The following is a 16,685-nucleotide window of genomic DNA, read 5'->3' on the forward strand; positions in this document are numbered from 1 at the left end:
ATGTCCCAGATGTTCCCCCGTATCGGCAGGCGCCGGGCCCTGCAGGGCGGCACGGCCTCCCTCCTGGTCCTCGGGCTGCTGCTGTGGTGGCTGCGCCCCTGGGCCGAGGAGCCGCCGGGCGGGTCGATCACGTTCAGCACGGGCACGCGCGCCGGGGTCTACCACGAGTACGGCGAACTCCTGCGCGCCGAGATCGACCAGGACATGCCGGACCTCGGGGTGCGCCTGCTGACCAGCGCCGGGTCGCAGGAGAACGTCTCGGACGTGGCGACGGGCAAGGCCGACTTCGCCATCGCGGCGGCCGACGCGGTCGCCACGTACAAGCTCGACAACGGCGCGGGCGCCGGCCGGCTGCGCGGCATGGCCCGCCTGTACGACGACTACCTGCAGCTCGTCGTGCCGCCCGACTCGGACATCCGCTCCGTCGCGGACCTGCGGGGCAAGCGTGTGGCCATAGGGCTGCCGAACTCCGGCGTGCGGCTGATCGCGAACGGCGTGCTCAAGGCGGCCGGGATCGACCCGGAGAAGGACATCAAGCCCTCCTCGGACGGCATCGACACCGGACCCCGGCGACTGGGGCACGGCCTCGACGCTTTCTTCTGGTCGGGCGGACTGCCCACGGACGGGCTCAGCCGCCTCGCCAAGAAATCGGCCTCCGCCTTCCGCTTCGTGCCGATCGACGTCGGGCTCGTGGCCAAGCTGCACGACCAGGGCGGTGCCACGCGGTACTACCGCGCCACCAAGATGCCGGAGTCGGCCTACCCCACGATCCAGCGCGGTGACCCGGTGCCGACCCTGGCGGTGTCCAACGTGCTGCTCACGCGCAGCGACATGGACCCCCGGCTCACCGAATGGCTGACCCGTACGGTGATCGACAGCCGGGACGGCATCGGCGCGACCGTCCACTCCGCCCAGCTCGTCGATGTCCGCACCGCGATCTACACCGACCCGCTCCAGCTGCATCGCGGCGCCCAGCGCTACTACCAGTCGGTCAAGCCGTAGGGCCCGACCTCGGCACTCTCACCGTCACCCGCAGCCCGTGCGGCTCATGACGGTCGTACGTGATCGAACCGCCGCCCGCCGCGAGCAGTGCCCGCGAGATGGACAGTCCGAGGCCCGAGCCCTTGATGTTCTGGTGGCGGCCGCTGCGCCAGAAGCGGTCGCCGACCCGGGCCAGCTCCTCGTCGGTGAGGCCGGGGCCGTGGTCGGTGACGACGATGGTGGAGGTGTCGCCTTCGGGGGCGACGGTCACCTCGACGCTCTGGTCCTCGGGCGTGAACTTCACCGCGTTGTCGATGACCGCGTCCAGCGCGCTGGACAGCGCGACCGGGTCGGCCCAGGCGGTCGTGGGCGGGCAGTCGCCGACCAGGCGCACGCCCTTGGCCTCGGCGGTCGGGGCCCAGGCCGCGAGGCGTTCGGCGGCGAGCTCGCCGATGTCGGTGATCCGCAGGTCCGCCTCGGTGTGCTCCGCCAGCGCCAGATCCAGCAGATCGTCCAGGACCTGCGCGAGGCGCTTGCCCTCGCCCTGGACGGAGGCGATCTCCTTGTTGCCCTCGGGCAGCTCGAAGGAGAGCAGCTCGATACGGAGCAGCAGCGCCGCGAGCGGGTTGCGGAGCTGGTGCGAGGCGTCCGCGACGAAGGCGCGCTGCTGCTCCAGCACGTCCTCGACGTTGTCCGCCATCTCATTGAACGACCGGGCCAGACGCCTGAGTTCCGGCGGACCGCCGGCGGCCGCGACCCGGGACTTGAGCCGGCCGGTGGCGATGTCGTGGGTGGTGGCGTCGAGGACGCGCACCGGCCGCAGGACCCAGCCGGTCAGCCGCAGGGCGGCGCCGACGGCCAGCAGCATCGCGGCGCCCTCGCCCGCGCCGATGACCAGCCAGCCGTGCAGGGTGCGCGAGCGCATCTGCCCGGTGGGCGAGTCGGTGACGACGACCGCGACGACGTCCCCGTCCCGGATGACCGGCGAGGCGACCACCAGGTTGTGGCGCTGCCAGGGCCAGACCTGCTTCGGGTCGTGGCTGCGGCGGCTGAGCAGCGCCTCCTCGAAGGCGTCGCGCACCTCGCCCTCTTCCGGCAGGGACCACCTGGCCGGTGCATGAGCCATGGCACTGCCGCTGCGGTAGAAGACACCGGCCCGGATGCCGTAGACGTCGTAGTAGCTGTCGAGCTCGCTGCTGAGCGTGGCCAGACGCTCGTTCTCGAACGCCCCGGCCGTGCCGGTGGGCGAGTCGGTGACGAACTGGGCGAGGGCGGCGAAGCGCGCGGTGTCGTCGATCCGGTCGACGACGACCTTCTGCTGCTGGGCCCCGGCCAGACTGACGGCGAGCGGGACCCCGAGCGCGAGCAGCACGGCCGCCATCAGGATGATCAGCAGCGGGAGCAGACGAGTGCGCACCCGGCCCCGCTAACCGGCAGGCGCGACGAGCCGGTAGCCGACCCCGCGTACGGTCTCGATGAGCGCCGGCATGCGCAGCTTGGCGCGCAGGGACGCCACATGCACCTCCAGGGTGCGCCCGGTCCCCTCCCAGCTCGTCCGCCACACCTCGCTGATGATCTGCTCCCGGCGGAAGACCACCCCGGGCCGCTGCGCGAGCAGGGCCAGCAGATCGAACTCCTTGCGGGTCAGCTGGACCACCGCCCCGTCGACGCTGACCCGGCGGGTGGGCAGCTCTATGTGCACGGGCCCGAGGCGCAGCTCGGTCTCGATGCCGCTGGAGGTGTCCTCGTGGGAGGTGCGCCGGCTCACGGCGTGGATGCGGGCGAGCAGCTCCCCGGTGTCGTACGGCTTCACCACGTAGTCGTCGGCGCCCAGGTTGAGGCCGTGGATGCGGGAGCGGACGTCGGAGCGGGCGGTGACCATGATCACTGGGGTGGCGGTGCGTTTGCGGATCTTGCCGCAGACCTCGTACCCGTCCTGGTCGGGCAGGCCGAGGTCGAGGAGGACGACGCCGAAGCAGTCGCTCTCGGGGACGAGGGCCTGGAGGGCCTCCTCACCGCTGCGCGCGTGCGTGACGTCGAATCCGTGCCGCGCCAGGACAGCCGACAGGGCGGCGGCGACGTGGTTGTCGTCCTCGACGAGCAGCAGTCTCATCCGGTCCCCCTTCGGTTCACTGGCCGTACGATCTGTCTGTGTACAAAAAGTGCGTGCACGCGCGCGTGCACGCATTGCAGTCACGCTGATGGATGAGGACGGCGTCAAGAGGGTTCCGGTTGCGGAGAGCTTCCGTTACCCGGCCGATATGAGCGCTGCTCACAAGTGCTACGACACGTGTCCGATTGCTATCGGATCGTGATGCTCAGATTCCCCTCAGATGTAATGACGCAGGTCGTAGAGGGTAACTACTGTCCTCCGAAACCGAGGAGGACGGAGCCTGAGAGCGATGACCGAAGTATCGGTGGCCAAGGAAGATGTGGCCGCGACCGGCGAACTGGTCGTCCTGAAGAGCGTCAACAAGCACTTCGGCGCGTTGCACGTACTCCAGGACATCGACCTGACGATCGCCCGCGGCGAAGTCGTCGTGGTCATCGGACCCTCCGGGTCCGGTAAGTCCACCCTGTGCCGCACCATCAACCGCCTGGAGACGACCGACTCCGGCTCGATCACGATCGACGGCAAGCCGCTGCCCCACGAGGGCAAGGAGCTGGCCAAGCTCCGGGCCGACGTCGGAATGGTCTTCCAGTCCTTCAACCTCTTCGCGCACAAGACCGTGCTCGAGAACGTGATGCTCGGCCAGATCAAGGTCCGCAAGAAGGACAAGAAGGCGGCCGAGGAGCGGGCTCGGGCCCTACTCGACCGGGTCGGCGTCGGCGCACAGGCCGAGAAGTACCCCGCACAGCTCTCCGGCGGCCAGCAGCAGCGCGTCGCGATCGCGCGGGCGCTGGCCATGGAGCCGAAGGTCATGCTCTTCGACGAGCCGACCTCCGCGCTCGACCCCGAGATGATCAACGAGGTGCTGGAGGTCATGCAGCAGCTCGCCCGCGACGGCATGACCATGATCGTCGTTACCCATGAGATGGGCTTCGCACGATCGGCCGCCAACCGCGTGGTGTTCATGGCGGACGGCCGCATCGTCGAGGAGGCTGCGCCCGACCAGTTCTTCAGCAATCCGCGCAGTGACCGTGCCAAGGACTTCCTGTCGAAGATCCTCCACCACTGACGGCGCACTCCGCGCGACGCCACCGGCGTTGCCGCCTGACGGCCCGCATCTCTTTCACCAGCCAAAGGATGTTCATCATGAAGCTCCGCAAGGTCACCGCCGCCTCGGCCACCGTGTTCGCCCTCGCCCTCACCGCCACCGCGTGCGGCGGCGACAACAGCACGGGCGGCGACTCCGGCTCCGGTGGTGGCAAGACGATCACCGTCGGCATCAAGTTCGACCAGCCCGGCCTCGGCCAGAAGACGCCGCAGGGTTACGCCGGCTTCGACGTCGACGTCGCCACGTACGTCGCGAAGAAGCTCGGTTACGACGCGGACCAGATCGAGTGGAAGGAAGCGAAGAGCGCCGACCGCGAGACCATGCTGCAGCGTGGTGACGTCGACTTCATCGCCGCGACCTACTCGATCACCCCGGAGCGCCAGGAGAAGGTCGACTTCGCCGGTCCTTACCTGCTGGCTCACCAGGATGTGCTGGTCCGCGCCGACGACAACAAGATCAAGTCGCCGAAGGACCTGAACAACGCCAAGCTCTGCTCGGTGACCGGCTCCACCTCCGCGCAGAACGTGAAGGACAAGCTGGCGCCGAAGGCCCAGCTGCAGCCGTACCCGACGTACTCCGCCTGTCTGCCCGGTCTGCAGAACGGTGCCGTCGACGCGCTGACCACCGACGACTCCATCCTCGCCGGTTACGCCGCCCAGTCCCAGTTCAAGGGCAAGTTCAAGCTCGGCGGCTTCAAGCTGACCAACGAGAACTACGGCATCGGCGTCAAGAAGGGCAGCGACCTCAAGGCCGACATCAACAAGGCCCTCGAGGCCATGGTCGCCGACAAGGCCTGGCAGGAGGCCGTGGACAAGAACCTCGGCCCGGCCAACTACAAGAACGAGCCCGCGCCGAAGATCGGCGAAATCAAGAGCTGAGGCAACGCCTGACGGGTGCGCCGCCCCGCGGGGCGGCGCACCGGGGCATCCCTATACGCGGAAGCGCGGGAGATCGTGTTCGACTTTCTTGAGGATTACGACCTGCTGGGAGCCTTCTGGACGACAGTGCAACTCGCTGCGCTGTCCGCCGTCGGCTCTCTCATCTGGGGCACCATGCTGGCCGCCATGCGCGTCGGTCCGGTGCCGCTGATGCGCGGTTTCGGGACCGCGTACGTGAACATCGTGCGGAACATCCCGCTGACCGTCATCATCCTGTTCACGTCGCTGGGCCTGAACCAGACGCTGAGTGTCTCCCTCGGCGCCGATGACGTCGAGACGATCAACTTCCGGCTGGCGGTCCTGGGCCTGATCTTCTACACCTCGTCCTTCGTGTGCGAGGCGCTGCGCTCCGGCATCAACACGGTGCCGGTCGGGCAGGCGGAGGCGGCTCGGGCGATCGGTCTCAGCTTCCGCCAGGTGCTGGGTCTGGTCGTGCTGCCGCAGGCGTTCCGGTCGTCGGTCGTCCCGCTGGCGAACGTGCTGATCGCCCTCATCAAGAACACCACGGTCGCGGCCGCCATCGGTGTCGCCGAGGCGGCGGTACTGATGAAGGAGATGATCGAGAACGAGGCCCAGCTGCTGCTGATCGCGGCGATCATCGCGTTCGGCTTCGTGGTTCTGACGCTGCCGACCGGTCTGATCCTCGGTTGGGTGGGCAAGAAGGTGGCGGTGAAGCGATGAGCTCCGTTCTGTACGACGCCCAGGGCCCCCGCGCCAAGCGGCGCAACGCCGTCCTCACGGTGGTCTTCGTGGCCGCCGCCGCGGCCCTGCTGTGGTGGGTGTTCGGCACCCTCAAGGACAAGGGCCAGCTGGAATGGGCCCTGTGGGAGCCGTTCTTCTCCGGCAGCGAGGCCTGGTCCACGTACATCTGGCCGGGGCTGCTGAACACGCTGAAGGCCGCCGCCCTCGCGGTGATCATCGCGATGCCGCTCGGCGCGGTGCTCGGCATCGCCCGCCTCTCGGACCACGTGTGGGTCCGGATCCCGGCCGCGGTCGTGGTCGAGTTCTTCCGGTCCATCCCCGTGCTGGTCCTGATGATCTTCGGCCTCGCCCTGTTCGCCGAGTACACCAACGTCAGCTCCGACGACCGTCCGCTCTACGCGGTCGTCACCGGCCTGGTGCTGTACAACGCGTCCGTCCTCGCCGAGATCGTCCGCGCGGGCATCCTGGCCCTGCCCAAGGGCCAGGCCGAGGCGGCGCAGGCGATCGGCCTGCGCAAGGGCCAGCTCATGCGGCTGATCCTGCTGCCGCAGGCGGTCACCGCGATGCTCCCGGCCATCGTGAGCCAGCTCGTCGTCATCGTGAAGGACACCGCGCTCGGCGGCGCCGTCCTCACCTACTCCGAGCTGCTCTCCGCCGCGAACACGATGAGCGGCTACTACGGCGCGAACATCATCGCCAGCTTCACGGTCGTGGCCGTCATCTTCATCGCGCTCAACTTCGCCCTCACGTCCTTCGCGAGCTGGCTCGAGCGCCGGCTGCGGCAGGCCAAGAAGTCGACGGGAGCGGTCGTGGGCGCCAACGACGCACAGATCGCCGGCACCACCGGGACCGGCGCCGGAGGCATCTGACACTCGCTCAACCCGGATGACATACTCAGGGGCAGTGGCATGATCGCCACTGCCCCTGGTCACTTGACGCAAGCACCGGCAATGGGTTGCATACGTTCTGTGATCGTGCACCCTGCTCCAACTTCGTGTTCACCTACGTCCCTCAGGACGTCACCACGGGCAGGGGGCGCCGCGCCGTGGACCCGGTGATCGTCGTCGGAGCGGGGCCCGTCGGGCTCACGCTCGCCCTGGCCCTGGCGCGTCAGGAGGTGCCCTGCGTGGTCCTCGACGAAGGGCCGGGCAAGGACGAACCCCGTGCGTCGCGCACCGTGGTCCTCCACGAGGAGACCACCGCACTCATCGAACGGCTGACCGGTGCCCCCTTGGACCGCATCGGCGCCCACTGGGCCGGATGGCGGTCGGTGCGGCGCAAGCAGGTGATGCGCGAGGTCTTTTTCGACGGCAGCGAGCCCGTCCCCCTGCACATCGCCCAGCACGAGCTGACCGGCGCCCTGCGCGCGGCCCTCGCGGGCGAACCGCTCGTCAAGATCGCGGTGGAGAGCCGGCTCGACGGCATGGAGCAGGAGTCCTCGGGCGTCACGGCCCACACCCGCGGTCCCAAGGGCACATGGTGGCGCGGCAGTTACCTGGTCGGCTGCGACGGCCCCCGCTCGACCGTGCGCAAGCTCCAGGACATCCGCTTCCCCGGACGTACGGCGGTGGAACGTCACGCCGTCGCTGCCCTGCGGACGGAACTGCCCTGGTACAACGAGGCGTTGCTGCACCGCCTGCCGCCGTGGCGCATGTCGGGTCCCTCGGCCGGCGAGGTCACCGCGCGCCCCCTGCCGGACGGCGTCTGGCGTCTGGACTGGCTGCTGCCGCCCGGAAAGGACCTGGTCACACCCGAGCTGCTGCTGACCCGCATCCGGGAGACCCTGGCGGGCTGGTCGGGCGGCACGACCCCGCCGTACGAGCTCCTGGACACCGGTGTGCACACCGTCCACCACCGCCTCGCCCGCCGCTGGCGCGCCGACCGCGTCTTCCTCGCCGGGGACGCGGCGCACCTCCTCGGCTCACTGGGCACGCACGGGCTGGACGAGGGCCTGCGGGACGCCGACAACCTCGCCTGGAAACTGGCCCTGGCCTGGCACCACGGGCCGCACGAGGCGCTGCTCGACAGCTACCAGACCGAACGCCGGGCGATCGTGGCGGCCCGGCTCCGCGCGGCCGACCAGGCCCTACCCCTGCTGCGCGGCGGCGGAGGCCTGCGCTCCTACGTCCCCGGCTCGGCCCGGGGCCACGACTCGCTCCTCACGGACGGCCACTTGGGGCACGGCCAGCTGGGCGCGCCGGGGGCGTACGCCGACTCGCCGCTCGCTCCCCCGCCCCTGGAAGGAGAGGTCCCGGTCCGGACATCGCCCGGCTCGTCGGTCATCGACGTACGGGTCACCGCGGAGGACGGCACCTTCGTACGGCTGCGGGACCGGCTCGGCCGCGGCGCGCTGCTCGTCGTGCTGATCGCCCCGGGCACGGGCGTGTGGGAGCGCAGGCACTGGGTGAGCGCCGGCATCATGCCCCAGCTCGCCGCCGCGGTCTCGGCACTGCCCCACCACGCCGAGCTGCTGGTCGCCGAGAGCTATCCGGGCGCCGCCGCGCACACGGTGCTCCTGGTGCGGCCCGACGGGCATCTGGTGAGCGCGCTGGGCGGGGTGCGCCCGGCTGATCTGTACACGGCGGCCGAGGCCGCGATGGGCGGGCCGGTCAAGGTGCAGGCGGAGGCCGGTGCTTCAGCCGGCTCGCGCTGACCGCGAGCACCGGCGGGGACGTGCTCTCTGTCACAGTGCGTCCGCATGGTGACAGTGAGTTGACCGGCCCGGACGGCCGTGGTGTACTCCGGTGCGTGACCGACACCTGTGTGCGCCTGTGGCGGAGGGTCCATATGGACCTCCTCCGCTATGCGGGCTGCGTGTGTCGCCCGTCCTGCTGACTTCGCATCCCTCTTTCCACCGCGCGCGCCGCGCTCTCCACGCTGGCCGACGCGCCTCCCGTGCGAACCCGCATCAGGACCTCCAGGACGGCACCCGTGTCTGTATCCCCCTCCGCATCCCCTTCCCCTGTCTCCACGCCCGTCACCTCCGCTTCTTCCGGGCCCACCCAGGCCGACCTCTTCGACTTCGTCCGGCGTACGGCCGCCGACACCGAGCTGATCGACTCCCTGCCGCTCGACCCGGAAGGCCGTACCTGGGTACGGCTGGAGGGGCCCGGCGGCAGCGAGGCCTGGCTGATCGGCTGGCCGCCCGGCTCGGGCACCGGCTGGCACGACCACGCCGAGTCCGTCGGCGCCTTTCTGACCGCGTCGGGCGAGCTCAAGGAGAACTCGCTCACCGCGCGACTGCCCGCCGACGGCTGGAAGACCCTGGAGCTCTCCGACGGTGTGGACCGGGAACGCCGGCTGTCGTCCGGCCAGGGCCGCGCCTTCGGCCGGCACCACGTCCACGAGGTGCTCAACGAGTCCCCCGAGCAGCACGCGATCTCCGTCCACGCCTACTACCCGCCCCTGCCGCAGATCCGCCGCTACAGCCGCAGCGGGCCGATCCTCCGGCTCGAGCAGGTGGAGCGTCCGGAGGACTGGCAGTGAGCGCCATACACGAGCCGGCGAGCGGCAGCGGCAGCGGCAGCGGCAGCGGCGACGTCCAACCTCCCGTCGGCATCGACGAGTTGCTGGAGCGCGTACGCGCGGGCTACGAGCGGATCGAGCCACAGCAGGCGTACGAGGCCGCCGAGGCGGGTGACGCGCTGCTGGTGGACATCCGCTACGCGGCGCTGCGCGAGCGCGACGGCCTCATCCCCGGCGCGCTCGTCGTCGAGCGCAACGAGCTGGAGTGGCGTCTGGACCCGCAGGGCAGCCACCGAGCCGCCGAGGCCACGAGCCACTCCCTGCGCGTCGTCGTGATCTGCAACGAGGGCTACGCCTCCAGCCTGGCGGCCCAGTCCCTGCACCAGCTGGGCCTGCACCGGGCCACCGACCTGGTCGGTGGCTTCCAGGCGTGGAGGGCGTCGGGGCTTCCGGTCGTGTGATCAGGCCGGAGCATCCGAACGGCCCGTTGCGGAAGCGCGGGTCTCAGAACGGCCCGTCGCGGAAGCGCAGGTCTCAGAACTGCTCCTCCCCGAGAAAGTCCGCGTCCTCGCCCTCCTCCTCCAGCGCCTGCCGGACCACGCGCAGGGCCATGCCCTCGGAGTAGCCCTTGCGGGCGAGCATGCCCGCGAGGCGGCGGAGTCGCTTGTCGCGGTCCAGCCCCCGGGTGGAGCGGAGCTTGCGCGCGACGAGTTCACGCGCGGTCTCCTCTTCCTGCTCGGGCTCGAGCTGGGAGACGGCCTCGTCGATCAGCGTGGAGTCGACGCCCTTGGTCCGCAGCTCACGGGCGAGCGCACGCCGCGCCAGCCCCCGTCCGTGGTGGCGGGACTCCACCCAGGCGTCCGCGAAGGCGCTGTCATTGATGAGGCCGACCTCTTCCAGCCTCGACAGCACCTCCTCGGCGGCATCGTCCGGGATCTGCCGCTTGCGCAGGGCGTCGGCGAGTTGCTTGCGGGTCCGCGGGGTCCCGGTGAGCAGACGCAGGCAGATCGCCCGAGCCTGCTCGACCGGGTCCCCAGGAGGCTCCCCCTGCTCGGCCCTCGACGAGGAGGGGGAACCTCCGTCTTCGGTAATCACCTCACCGAAGCCCTGCCGGCGACGCCCACGCCCACGACGCGCCCCGTCGTCCCGCGAGCCGTCCCCGCGTGATCTGTCCCCGCGTGAGCCGACCCTGCGGGAGCCGCCTCCGCGTGAGCCCGTACCGGGTGAGTCGCTGCCCTGGGAGCCGCCCCCGTACGGCCCCTCGTCCTCCCCGTGCGGCCCGTCGGAGTACGACCCGTCGCTCCCGTACTCGCCGTCACCGTCCACGGCCGAGCCCGCGTCGTCCCCGGTGCCCCTCCCCCACGGGGCACCGGAGGCGGCGTACTCGTACTCCGCCCAGTCGGTTCGTCGTGTCACGGGTCAGCTCTTGGCTGCGGCGGCCTTGGACTTGGCGGTCTTGGCCGCTGCCGGGGCGGGCACCGCGGGCGCGGCGTCGGCCGGAGCGGGGGAGACCGCGGCGTCCGTGCCCGGCTCGGCGGCGGGCTCCTCGGGACGCACTCCGACGCCCAGCTTCTCCTTGATCTTCTTCTCGATCTCGTTGGCCAGGTCGGGGTTGTCCTTCAGGAAGTTGCGCGCGTTCTCCTTGCCCTGGCCGAGCTGGTCGCCCTCGTACGTGTACCAGGCGCCGGCCTTGCGGACGAAGCCGTGCTCCACGCCCATGTCGATCAGGCCGCCCTCGCGGCTGATGCCCTGGCCGTAGAGGATGTCGAACTCGGCCTGCTTGAAGGGCGGCGCGACCTTGTTCTTGACGACCTTGCAGCGGGTGCGGTTGCCGACCGCGTCCGTGCCGTCCTTCAGGGTCTCGATGCGGCGGATGTCGATGCGCACCGAGGCGTAGAACTTCAGCGCCCGGCCACCGGTCGTGGTCTCCGGGGAGCCGAACATCACGCCGATCTTCTCGCGGAGCTGGTTGATGAAGATCGCGGTGGTCTTGGACTGGTTGAGCGCGCTGGTGATCTTCCGCAGGGCCTGGCTCATCAGGCGGGCCTGCAGACCCACGTGGCTGTCGCCCATCTCGCCCTCGATCTCCGCGCGCGGGACGAGCGCGGCGACGGAGTCGATGACGATGAGGTCGAGGGCGCCGGAGCGGACCAGCATGTCCACGATCTCCAGGGCCTGCTCGCCGTTGTCCGGCTGGGACAGGATCAGGTTGTCGATGTCGACGCCGAGCTTCTGCGCGTACTCGGGGTCGAGGGCGTGCTCCGCGTCGACGAAGGCGACCTGGCCGCCGGACTTCTGCGCGTTCGCCACCGCGTGCAGGGTCAGGGTCGTCTTGCCCGAGGACTCCGGGCCGTAGATCTCCACGACACGGCCGCGCGGCAGGCCGCCCACGCCGAGGGCCACGTCGAGGGCGGTCGACCCGGTCGAGATGACCTCGATGGGCTCCTTCGTCCGGTCGCCCATGCGCATGACCGCGCCCTTGCCGAACTGCCGTTCAATCTGTGCGAGAGCGGCATCCAGGGCCTTCTCGCGGTCGGTTCCTGCCATGGGTTCCACCCGATTTGCTTGAGTCGATCGCTTCACGTCAAAGACGCTAACGCCTGCCACTGACAATGGGCCCCGACGCCCGTCCGGCCTGTGGATAACTCGGGCACATCTCTACCCAAAGTACGTCGAAACGCTCGTCGTTGAGCCGTGCCGGAGACTCCATATGAATGGATGTTCGATTTTTGTGTCAAGCGCGGCACGCGACGGCAGCCGGTGCCGCGTCCGTGGCCCGTTCCCCGGACGACGGGATCAGGAGGAGCCCTGCCAGGGCCCTCCGTCCTGCGGTCGCTCCGGGTTCTCCGGGTCCTCAGGGTTTCTCCGGTCGCCCCGGGTCCTCCGCGCCCGGCCGCCGTGCCCACAGCCGCCTCGTGCGCGCTATCAGGCCCGGCCCCTCACCCCGCCACCGATGGCCGTGCACGCGCGGGTCGTCCGTGACGTCGTAGCGCTTCACGTACGCCCCCAGGAAGGCCTGGAGCGTGGCGATGGCGGGGATGGCGATCAGCGCGCCGACGGCGCCGAGGAGCGCGGTGCCCGCGATGACCGAGCCGAAGGCGACCGCGGGGTGGATGTCGACGGTCTTCGAGGTCAGCTTGGGCTGCAGCACGTAGTTCTCGAACTGCTGGTAGACCACGACGAAGATCAGCACCCACAGCGCGTACCAGGGATCCACCGTGAACGCGATCAGCATGGGCAGGGCGCCCGCGAGATACGTGCCGATCGTGGGGATGAACTGCGACACCAGGCCCACCCACACCGCGAGCACGGGCGCGTAGGGCACGCCCAGTATCTGCAGCAGGACGAAGTGCGCGGCGCCGGAGATCAGCGCCATCAGGCCGCGCGAGTAGATGTAGCCGCCGGTCTTGATCACGGCGATCTCCCAGGCGCGCAGCACCTCGGCCTGCCGCGCGGGCGGCAGCACGGAGCAGAGCGCGCGGCGCAGACGCGGGCCGTCCGCGGCGAAGTAGAACGAGAACAGCCCGATCGTCAGTAGCTGGAAGAGACCGCCGAGGACCTGGGCGGACACGTCCAGGACGCCCGTGGCGCTGTTCTGCACGTAGTTGCGCAGCCAGTCGGAGCGGAGCACGCCCTCCTGGATGTCCACGCGCTTCAGGTCGGTCCTGAAGTGTGTGTTGATCCAGTTGATGACGGAGTCGAGATACTCCGGGAAGCCCTCGATCATCTTGATGATCTGGTCCGCGAGGATGGAGCCGAGCAGCGTGACGAAGCCCGCCGACACGATCACCACGCCGATGAAGACGATGAACGCGGCCAGGCCTCTGCGGATGCCGCGCGAGGCCATCCAGCCCACCGCCGGTTCGATGGCGAGTGCCAGGAAGAACGCGATGAGGATGTTGATCAGCAGGCCGGTGACCTGATGGAAGGCCCAGCTGCCCAGCTGGAACGCGGCGACGAGGGCGAGCGCCAGCACCATGGCCCGCGGCAGCCAGCGCGGCATGCGGCCGTTCGGCCCGGTGGTTCCGCCGGCGGCGGGGGGCTCGGCCGGCGGTGTCGTACCGAACGGGGAGGACTGCCGGGCTGCCTGCCCGTTCTCGTCAATGGGTGCCACGGACCAAGTCTCACCCACGCCACCGACAGCCGTCTGCCCGCCTGCGATCTTCGTGACCCGTCAACGGTCCCCGCGACCCGTCGGCCGTCCACCGCGACCGGTCGGCGCCCTCCGTTCCGGGTCGGTCAGCGCCGCTCCCGGGGCACGTCCATCACCGAGCAGACCACCTGCCAGACGTCCTTGGCGTCCCAGCCGGAGGCCAGCGCCTCGTGCACGGTGCGCCCGCCGAGCTCCGTCATCACGTGATCGCGCGCGAAGGTGTCGGCGTAGCCGGAACCGAAGTGCTCCGCCATCCGCTGCCAGAAAACCGTCAACCGCATGACTCAAGTATCCCGCCCCTGGGGGTGGGCCTGAGCCAGGACCGCCTGCCGGCGCCGCTTTCCGTCCTACGGTCTGGTCCATGGCCGAAACAGGAGCTTCCACACTCCCCCCGACGCGCCCGCCGCACAGCCCTGTCACGCGCGCGGAGCGCTTCGTCTGGCTCACCGCGCGCGTGCTGGAGCAGCGCCTCTTCGCCCACCGCTTCCGCGGCGCCGCCGCCGACCCGGTGGAGACGGCGCTGGACGCCTACCGCAACGACGACGGCGGGTACGGCCACGCGCTGGACCCCGATCTGCGCGGCCCGGTCAGCCAGCCGCTGCACACCGCCCACGCGCTGCGCGTCCTGGACGCCGTGGGGCGCTGCGCCGGCCAGCGCGTGGAACGCATGTGCCGCTACCTGACGTCCGTCTCCACGGCGGACGGCGCGCTCCCGTTGGTCCATCCCAGCGGGCGCGGCTATCCGACGGCCCCCTTCGTGCCGGTCGTGGCCGATCCGCCCGGCGACCTCCTGGCCACCGGGCCGGTGGTGGGGCTGCTGCACCGCAACGAGGTGTGGCACGCCTGGCTGTTCCGGGCCACGGACTTCTGCTGGCAGGCGGTCGAGTCCCTGGAGAAGTCGCATCCGCACGAGATCGAGGCGGCCGTGACCTTCCTGGACTCCGTCCCCGACCGCCCGCGGGCGGAGGCGGCCGCCGACCGCCTGGGCCGCCTGGTGCGCGCACAGGGCCTCGTGGCCCTGGACCCCGACCGCCTGGAGGCGTATCCGGTCTCCTCCGGCTGTGCCGCCGGCGAGCACCACTTCCCGTACGACTTCGCGAGGACGCCGCGCTCCCTCGCGCGCGCGTGGTTCACGGACGACGAGATGTCCCGCTCCCTGGACCACCTCACGGCCCGGCAGCAGGAGGACGGCGGCTGGCCCGTCCGATGGCGCCACTGGGCCCCGGCCCCCGCTCTGGAGGCCCGGTCGGTCGTGACGATCGAGGCCCTGCGCACCCTCAGTGCCTACGGTCGCGCCATCGGCTGATCATCCCGCCCCCATGGCCCGCACCCCCGCGGTCACCACCACGGCCGCCGCGACGACGAGCAGGAACGGGGCGCGCAGCATCAGCGCCACGGCGGCGGCTCCGAGCCCGGCGGCCCGCGCGTCCAGCACCAGCGTCTGCCCGTCGGCGAAGGTCTGCTGGGCCGTGAGGGCCGCGAGCAGCGCGACGGGCAGCAAGGCCGCCAGCCGCTTGACGACGGGCCGCTCCAGGGCTCCGGCCGGCACCAGCAGCCCGGCCAGCTTGACGGCGTAGCACCCGAGGACGGTCACACCGATGGCGATCCAGACGTTCACGCCCCGCCCTCCTGCCGGTTGCGCCGGCCGTCCGCCCAGAGGACGACCGGCGCCGCCAGCGCGGCCAGCAGCACCGGGACCCCGGCGGGCAGCACGGGCAGCAGTCCGAGCCCGAGCAGCACGGCCAGCCCGGCGACGGCCCGCTCGGTGCCGGTCCGAAGCATCGGCGCGAGCAGGGCCAGGAAGACCGCCGGTCCCGCTGCGTCGAGCCCCCAAGCGTCGGTGTCCCCGATGGCCTCGGCGCCCAGGGCACCGAGCAGCGTGGTGAGGTTCCACAGGACGTACAGGGTCAGCCCGGTCGCGAAGAACCCGATCCGCGCGGTACGCCGCGTGGGCTGCGCCAGTGCGACGGCGGCCGTCTCGTCGATCACCCACTGGGCGGCGAACGGCCGCACCGCGCGCGGGAGGGCCAGCAACTGCGACAGCCGCAGGCCGTAGAAGGCGTTCCGCACGCCCAGGAAGAAGGCCCCGGCAGCCGCCGTGAACGGGCTGCCTCCTGCCGCGAGCGCGCCCACCAGGGCGAACTGGGACGCCCCGGTGAACACCAGAAGGCTGAGCGCACACGTCTGCAGCAGCGTGAGTCCGCTGCCGGCCGACGTCACTCCGAAGGCGAACCCGGACAGCCCGACGGCCACCCCGACGCCCAGTGCGTCCCGTACGACGGCCCGGTCGGCTTTCCCACCGGTCCCTGTATCTCTGAGAGCTGTCCGATCCACCACGCCCCGCACGCTACGAGCAGCCGCTACCGCGGGTCTTGTACGTTCTTGCGCTCCCGCTGATACGCCCCCGGGGGCACGCCGACCATCCGGCTGAAGTGCCGGTTGAGATGCGGCTGGTCGGTGAACCCCACGGCCACGGCCACCTCGGAGGGCGCCGTACCGAGGTCCAGCAGCCGCCGTGCCCGCCGGACTCGCGCGTCCGTGAGCCACGCGTGCGGGGGCATCCCGTAGACGTCCCGAAAGGCCCGCAGCAGGGCGAACGGGCTGGTCCCGAGGTCAGCCGCCAGCCGCTCCAGAGTCGGCGGCCGCGCCATCCGCTCCTCCAGCACACCACGCGCGCGTGCCGCGATCCGGGTCCCGGCCGTCCGCACCTCCCGTCGCGGCATGGGCCCGCCGTTCAGCCTGAGCAGCCTCGTCACGGCGACCCGCAGCAGCGTGTCCGCGGCCAGGGCGTTGCCCTCGTCGGCCGCGCGCAGCACCCGGTGCACCAGGGCGACGGCGTACGGATCGTCCACCACCGGGCTGACGAACCCCGGCGTCCCCCGCAGCGCCGTCGTCTCGGCCGCGATCTCCGCCACCACGTCGGCCGACGGATAGACGGCCCCGTACCGCCATCCCTCGGGCACACCGGCCCGCCCGGTGTGCGGGGTATCGGGATTCACCAGCGCGAGAGCCCCCGCCCCGGCGTACTGATCGCCTCCACCGTGGTGGAACACCTCCACCCCGTCGGCGATGGCGGCGATCACGAAGTTCTCGTGCGTGTGCCGGACGAACGTCTTCCGGACGTACCGGGCCCGCAGCAGATCCACCCCGGGCAGCTCGTCGTACTGCCAGTGCCGCGCGCGCTCTGTCATACGGCCATTGTCCGCCGCCCCGCTCGTGGCTTCCCGG

At 70.8% G+C, this 16,685-nt stretch carries 19 protein-coding genes; 10 read left to right on the forward strand and 9 right to left on the reverse strand.

What is annotated here, in order from left to right:
* On the forward strand, positions 1–1,002 hold the full coding sequence (locus tag KJK29_RS08815; RefSeq protein ID WP_215118160.1) for a TAXI family TRAP transporter solute-binding subunit: 1,002 nt from the start codon (positions 1–3) through the stop codon (positions 1,000–1,002).
* Here KJK29_RS08815 and KJK29_RS08820 read toward each other — a convergent pair.
* Both KJK29_RS08820 and KJK29_RS08825 read right to left on the reverse strand, forming a co-directional pair.
* On the reverse strand, positions 992–2,398 hold the full coding sequence (locus tag KJK29_RS08820) for a sensor histidine kinase (RefSeq protein WP_215118161.1): 1,407 nt from the start codon (positions 2,396–2,398) through the stop codon (positions 992–994). The two genes, KJK29_RS08815 and KJK29_RS08820, sit on opposite strands and share 11 nt — an antisense overlap.
* Before the next feature lie 9 nt (positions 2,399–2,407).
* The gene (locus tag KJK29_RS08825) at positions 2,408–3,094 is read right to left on the reverse strand and encodes a response regulator transcription factor (protein WP_215118162.1); all 687 of its coding nucleotides are present in this window, start codon (positions 3,092–3,094) and stop codon (positions 2,408–2,410) included.
* Between the two features lie 289 nt (positions 3,095–3,383).
* On the opposite strand from KJK29_RS08825, the gene KJK29_RS08830 reads away from it, so the two are divergent.
* The 8 genes from KJK29_RS08830 (at position 3,384) to KJK29_RS08860 (ending at position 9,765) form a co-directional block, all read left to right on the forward strand.
* Positions 3,384–4,160, forward strand: a complete 777-nt coding sequence (locus tag KJK29_RS08830) for an amino acid ABC transporter ATP-binding protein (protein WP_215118163.1) — start codon at positions 3,384–3,386, stop codon at positions 4,158–4,160.
* A gap of 77 nt (positions 4,161–4,237) precedes the next feature.
* The gene (locus KJK29_RS08835) at positions 4,238–5,077 is read left to right on the forward strand and encodes a glutamate ABC transporter substrate-binding protein (RefSeq protein WP_215118164.1); all 840 of its coding nucleotides are present in this window, start codon (positions 4,238–4,240) and stop codon (positions 5,075–5,077) included.
* A gap of 75 nt (positions 5,078–5,152) precedes the next feature.
* Positions 5,153–5,818, forward strand: a complete 666-nt coding sequence (locus KJK29_RS08840; protein ID WP_215118165.1) for an amino acid ABC transporter permease — start codon at positions 5,153–5,155, stop codon at positions 5,816–5,818.
* The gene (locus KJK29_RS08845) at positions 5,815–6,708 is read left to right on the forward strand and encodes an amino acid ABC transporter permease (RefSeq protein ID WP_215118166.1); all 894 of its coding nucleotides are present in this window, start codon (positions 5,815–5,817) and stop codon (positions 6,706–6,708) included. Before KJK29_RS08840 ends, KJK29_RS08845 begins: the two co-directional genes overlap by 4 nt.
* A 176-nt stretch (positions 6,709–6,884) precedes the next feature.
* On the forward strand, positions 6,885–8,492 hold the full coding sequence (locus tag KJK29_RS08850) for an FAD-dependent monooxygenase (protein ID WP_215124210.1): 1,608 nt from the start codon (positions 6,885–6,887) through the stop codon (positions 8,490–8,492).
* A gap of 134 nt (positions 8,493–8,626) precedes the next feature.
* Positions 8,627–8,674: a hypothetical protein gene (locus KJK29_RS39260; RefSeq protein ID WP_311314449.1), complete on the forward strand. Its 48-nt coding sequence runs from the start codon at positions 8,627–8,629 to the stop codon at positions 8,672–8,674.
* 96 nt (positions 8,675–8,770) lie between these two features.
* Positions 8,771–9,325, forward strand: coding sequence for a cupin domain-containing protein (locus KJK29_RS08855; RefSeq protein WP_215118167.1), 555 nt, complete (start codon positions 8,771–8,773; stop codon positions 9,323–9,325).
* Positions 9,326–9,330: 5 nt separating this feature from the next.
* Complete coding sequence (locus KJK29_RS08860; RefSeq protein ID WP_215124211.1) at positions 9,331–9,765, forward strand: rhodanese-like domain-containing protein; 435 nt, start codon at positions 9,331–9,333, stop codon at positions 9,763–9,765.
* 73 nt (positions 9,766–9,838) lie between these two features.
* On the opposite strand, the gene recX is transcribed toward KJK29_RS08860, so the two are convergent.
* From recX to KJK29_RS08880, 4 genes are all read right to left on the reverse strand, one after another.
* Entirely contained in the window at positions 9,839–10,720 is an 882-nt protein-coding gene (gene recX, locus KJK29_RS08865) for a recombination regulator RecX (protein WP_215118168.1), read from the reverse strand.
* 3 nt (positions 10,721–10,723) lie between these two features.
* Complete coding sequence (gene recA, locus KJK29_RS08870; protein WP_215118169.1) at positions 10,724–11,851, reverse strand: recombinase RecA; 1,128 nt, start codon at positions 11,849–11,851, stop codon at positions 10,724–10,726.
* A gap of 307 nt (positions 11,852–12,158) precedes the next feature.
* Entirely contained in the window at positions 12,159–13,418 is a 1,260-nt protein-coding gene (locus KJK29_RS08875) for an AI-2E family transporter (RefSeq protein WP_215118170.1), read from the reverse strand.
* Between the two features lie 125 nt (positions 13,419–13,543).
* Positions 13,544–13,738 (reverse strand): DUF3046 domain-containing protein, encoded by a 195-nt coding sequence (locus tag KJK29_RS08880; protein ID WP_215118171.1) that lies wholly within the window; start codon positions 13,736–13,738, stop codon positions 13,544–13,546.
* A gap of 80 nt (positions 13,739–13,818) precedes the next feature.
* Between KJK29_RS08880 and KJK29_RS08885 the strand changes: the two genes are divergently transcribed.
* Positions 13,819–14,763 (forward strand): hypothetical protein, encoded by a 945-nt coding sequence (locus KJK29_RS08885; RefSeq protein ID WP_215118172.1) that lies wholly within the window; start codon positions 13,819–13,821, stop codon positions 14,761–14,763.
* On the opposite strand, the gene KJK29_RS08890 is transcribed toward KJK29_RS08885, so the two are convergent.
* The 3 genes from KJK29_RS08890 to KJK29_RS08900 are packed head-to-tail and all read right to left on the reverse strand — an operon-like array spanning position 14,764 to position 16,648.
* Positions 14,764–15,075 (reverse strand): AzlD domain-containing protein, encoded by a 312-nt coding sequence (locus tag KJK29_RS08890; protein ID WP_215118173.1) that lies wholly within the window; start codon positions 15,073–15,075, stop codon positions 14,764–14,766.
* Positions 15,072–15,794, reverse strand: coding sequence for an AzlC family ABC transporter permease (locus tag KJK29_RS08895; protein ID WP_215118174.1), 723 nt, complete (start codon positions 15,792–15,794; stop codon positions 15,072–15,074). Before KJK29_RS08895 ends, KJK29_RS08890 begins: the two co-directional genes overlap by 4 nt.
* A gap of 23 nt (positions 15,795–15,817) precedes the next feature.
* Positions 15,818–16,648, reverse strand: coding sequence for an AraC family transcriptional regulator (locus tag KJK29_RS08900; protein WP_215118175.1), 831 nt, complete (start codon positions 16,646–16,648; stop codon positions 15,818–15,820).
* Positions 16,649–16,685 lie beyond the last annotated feature (37 nt).

It is taken from the genome of Streptomyces koelreuteriae (genome assembly GCF_018604545.1).
Lineage (GTDB): Bacteria > Actinomycetota > Actinomycetes > Streptomycetales > Streptomycetaceae > Streptomyces > Streptomyces koelreuteriae.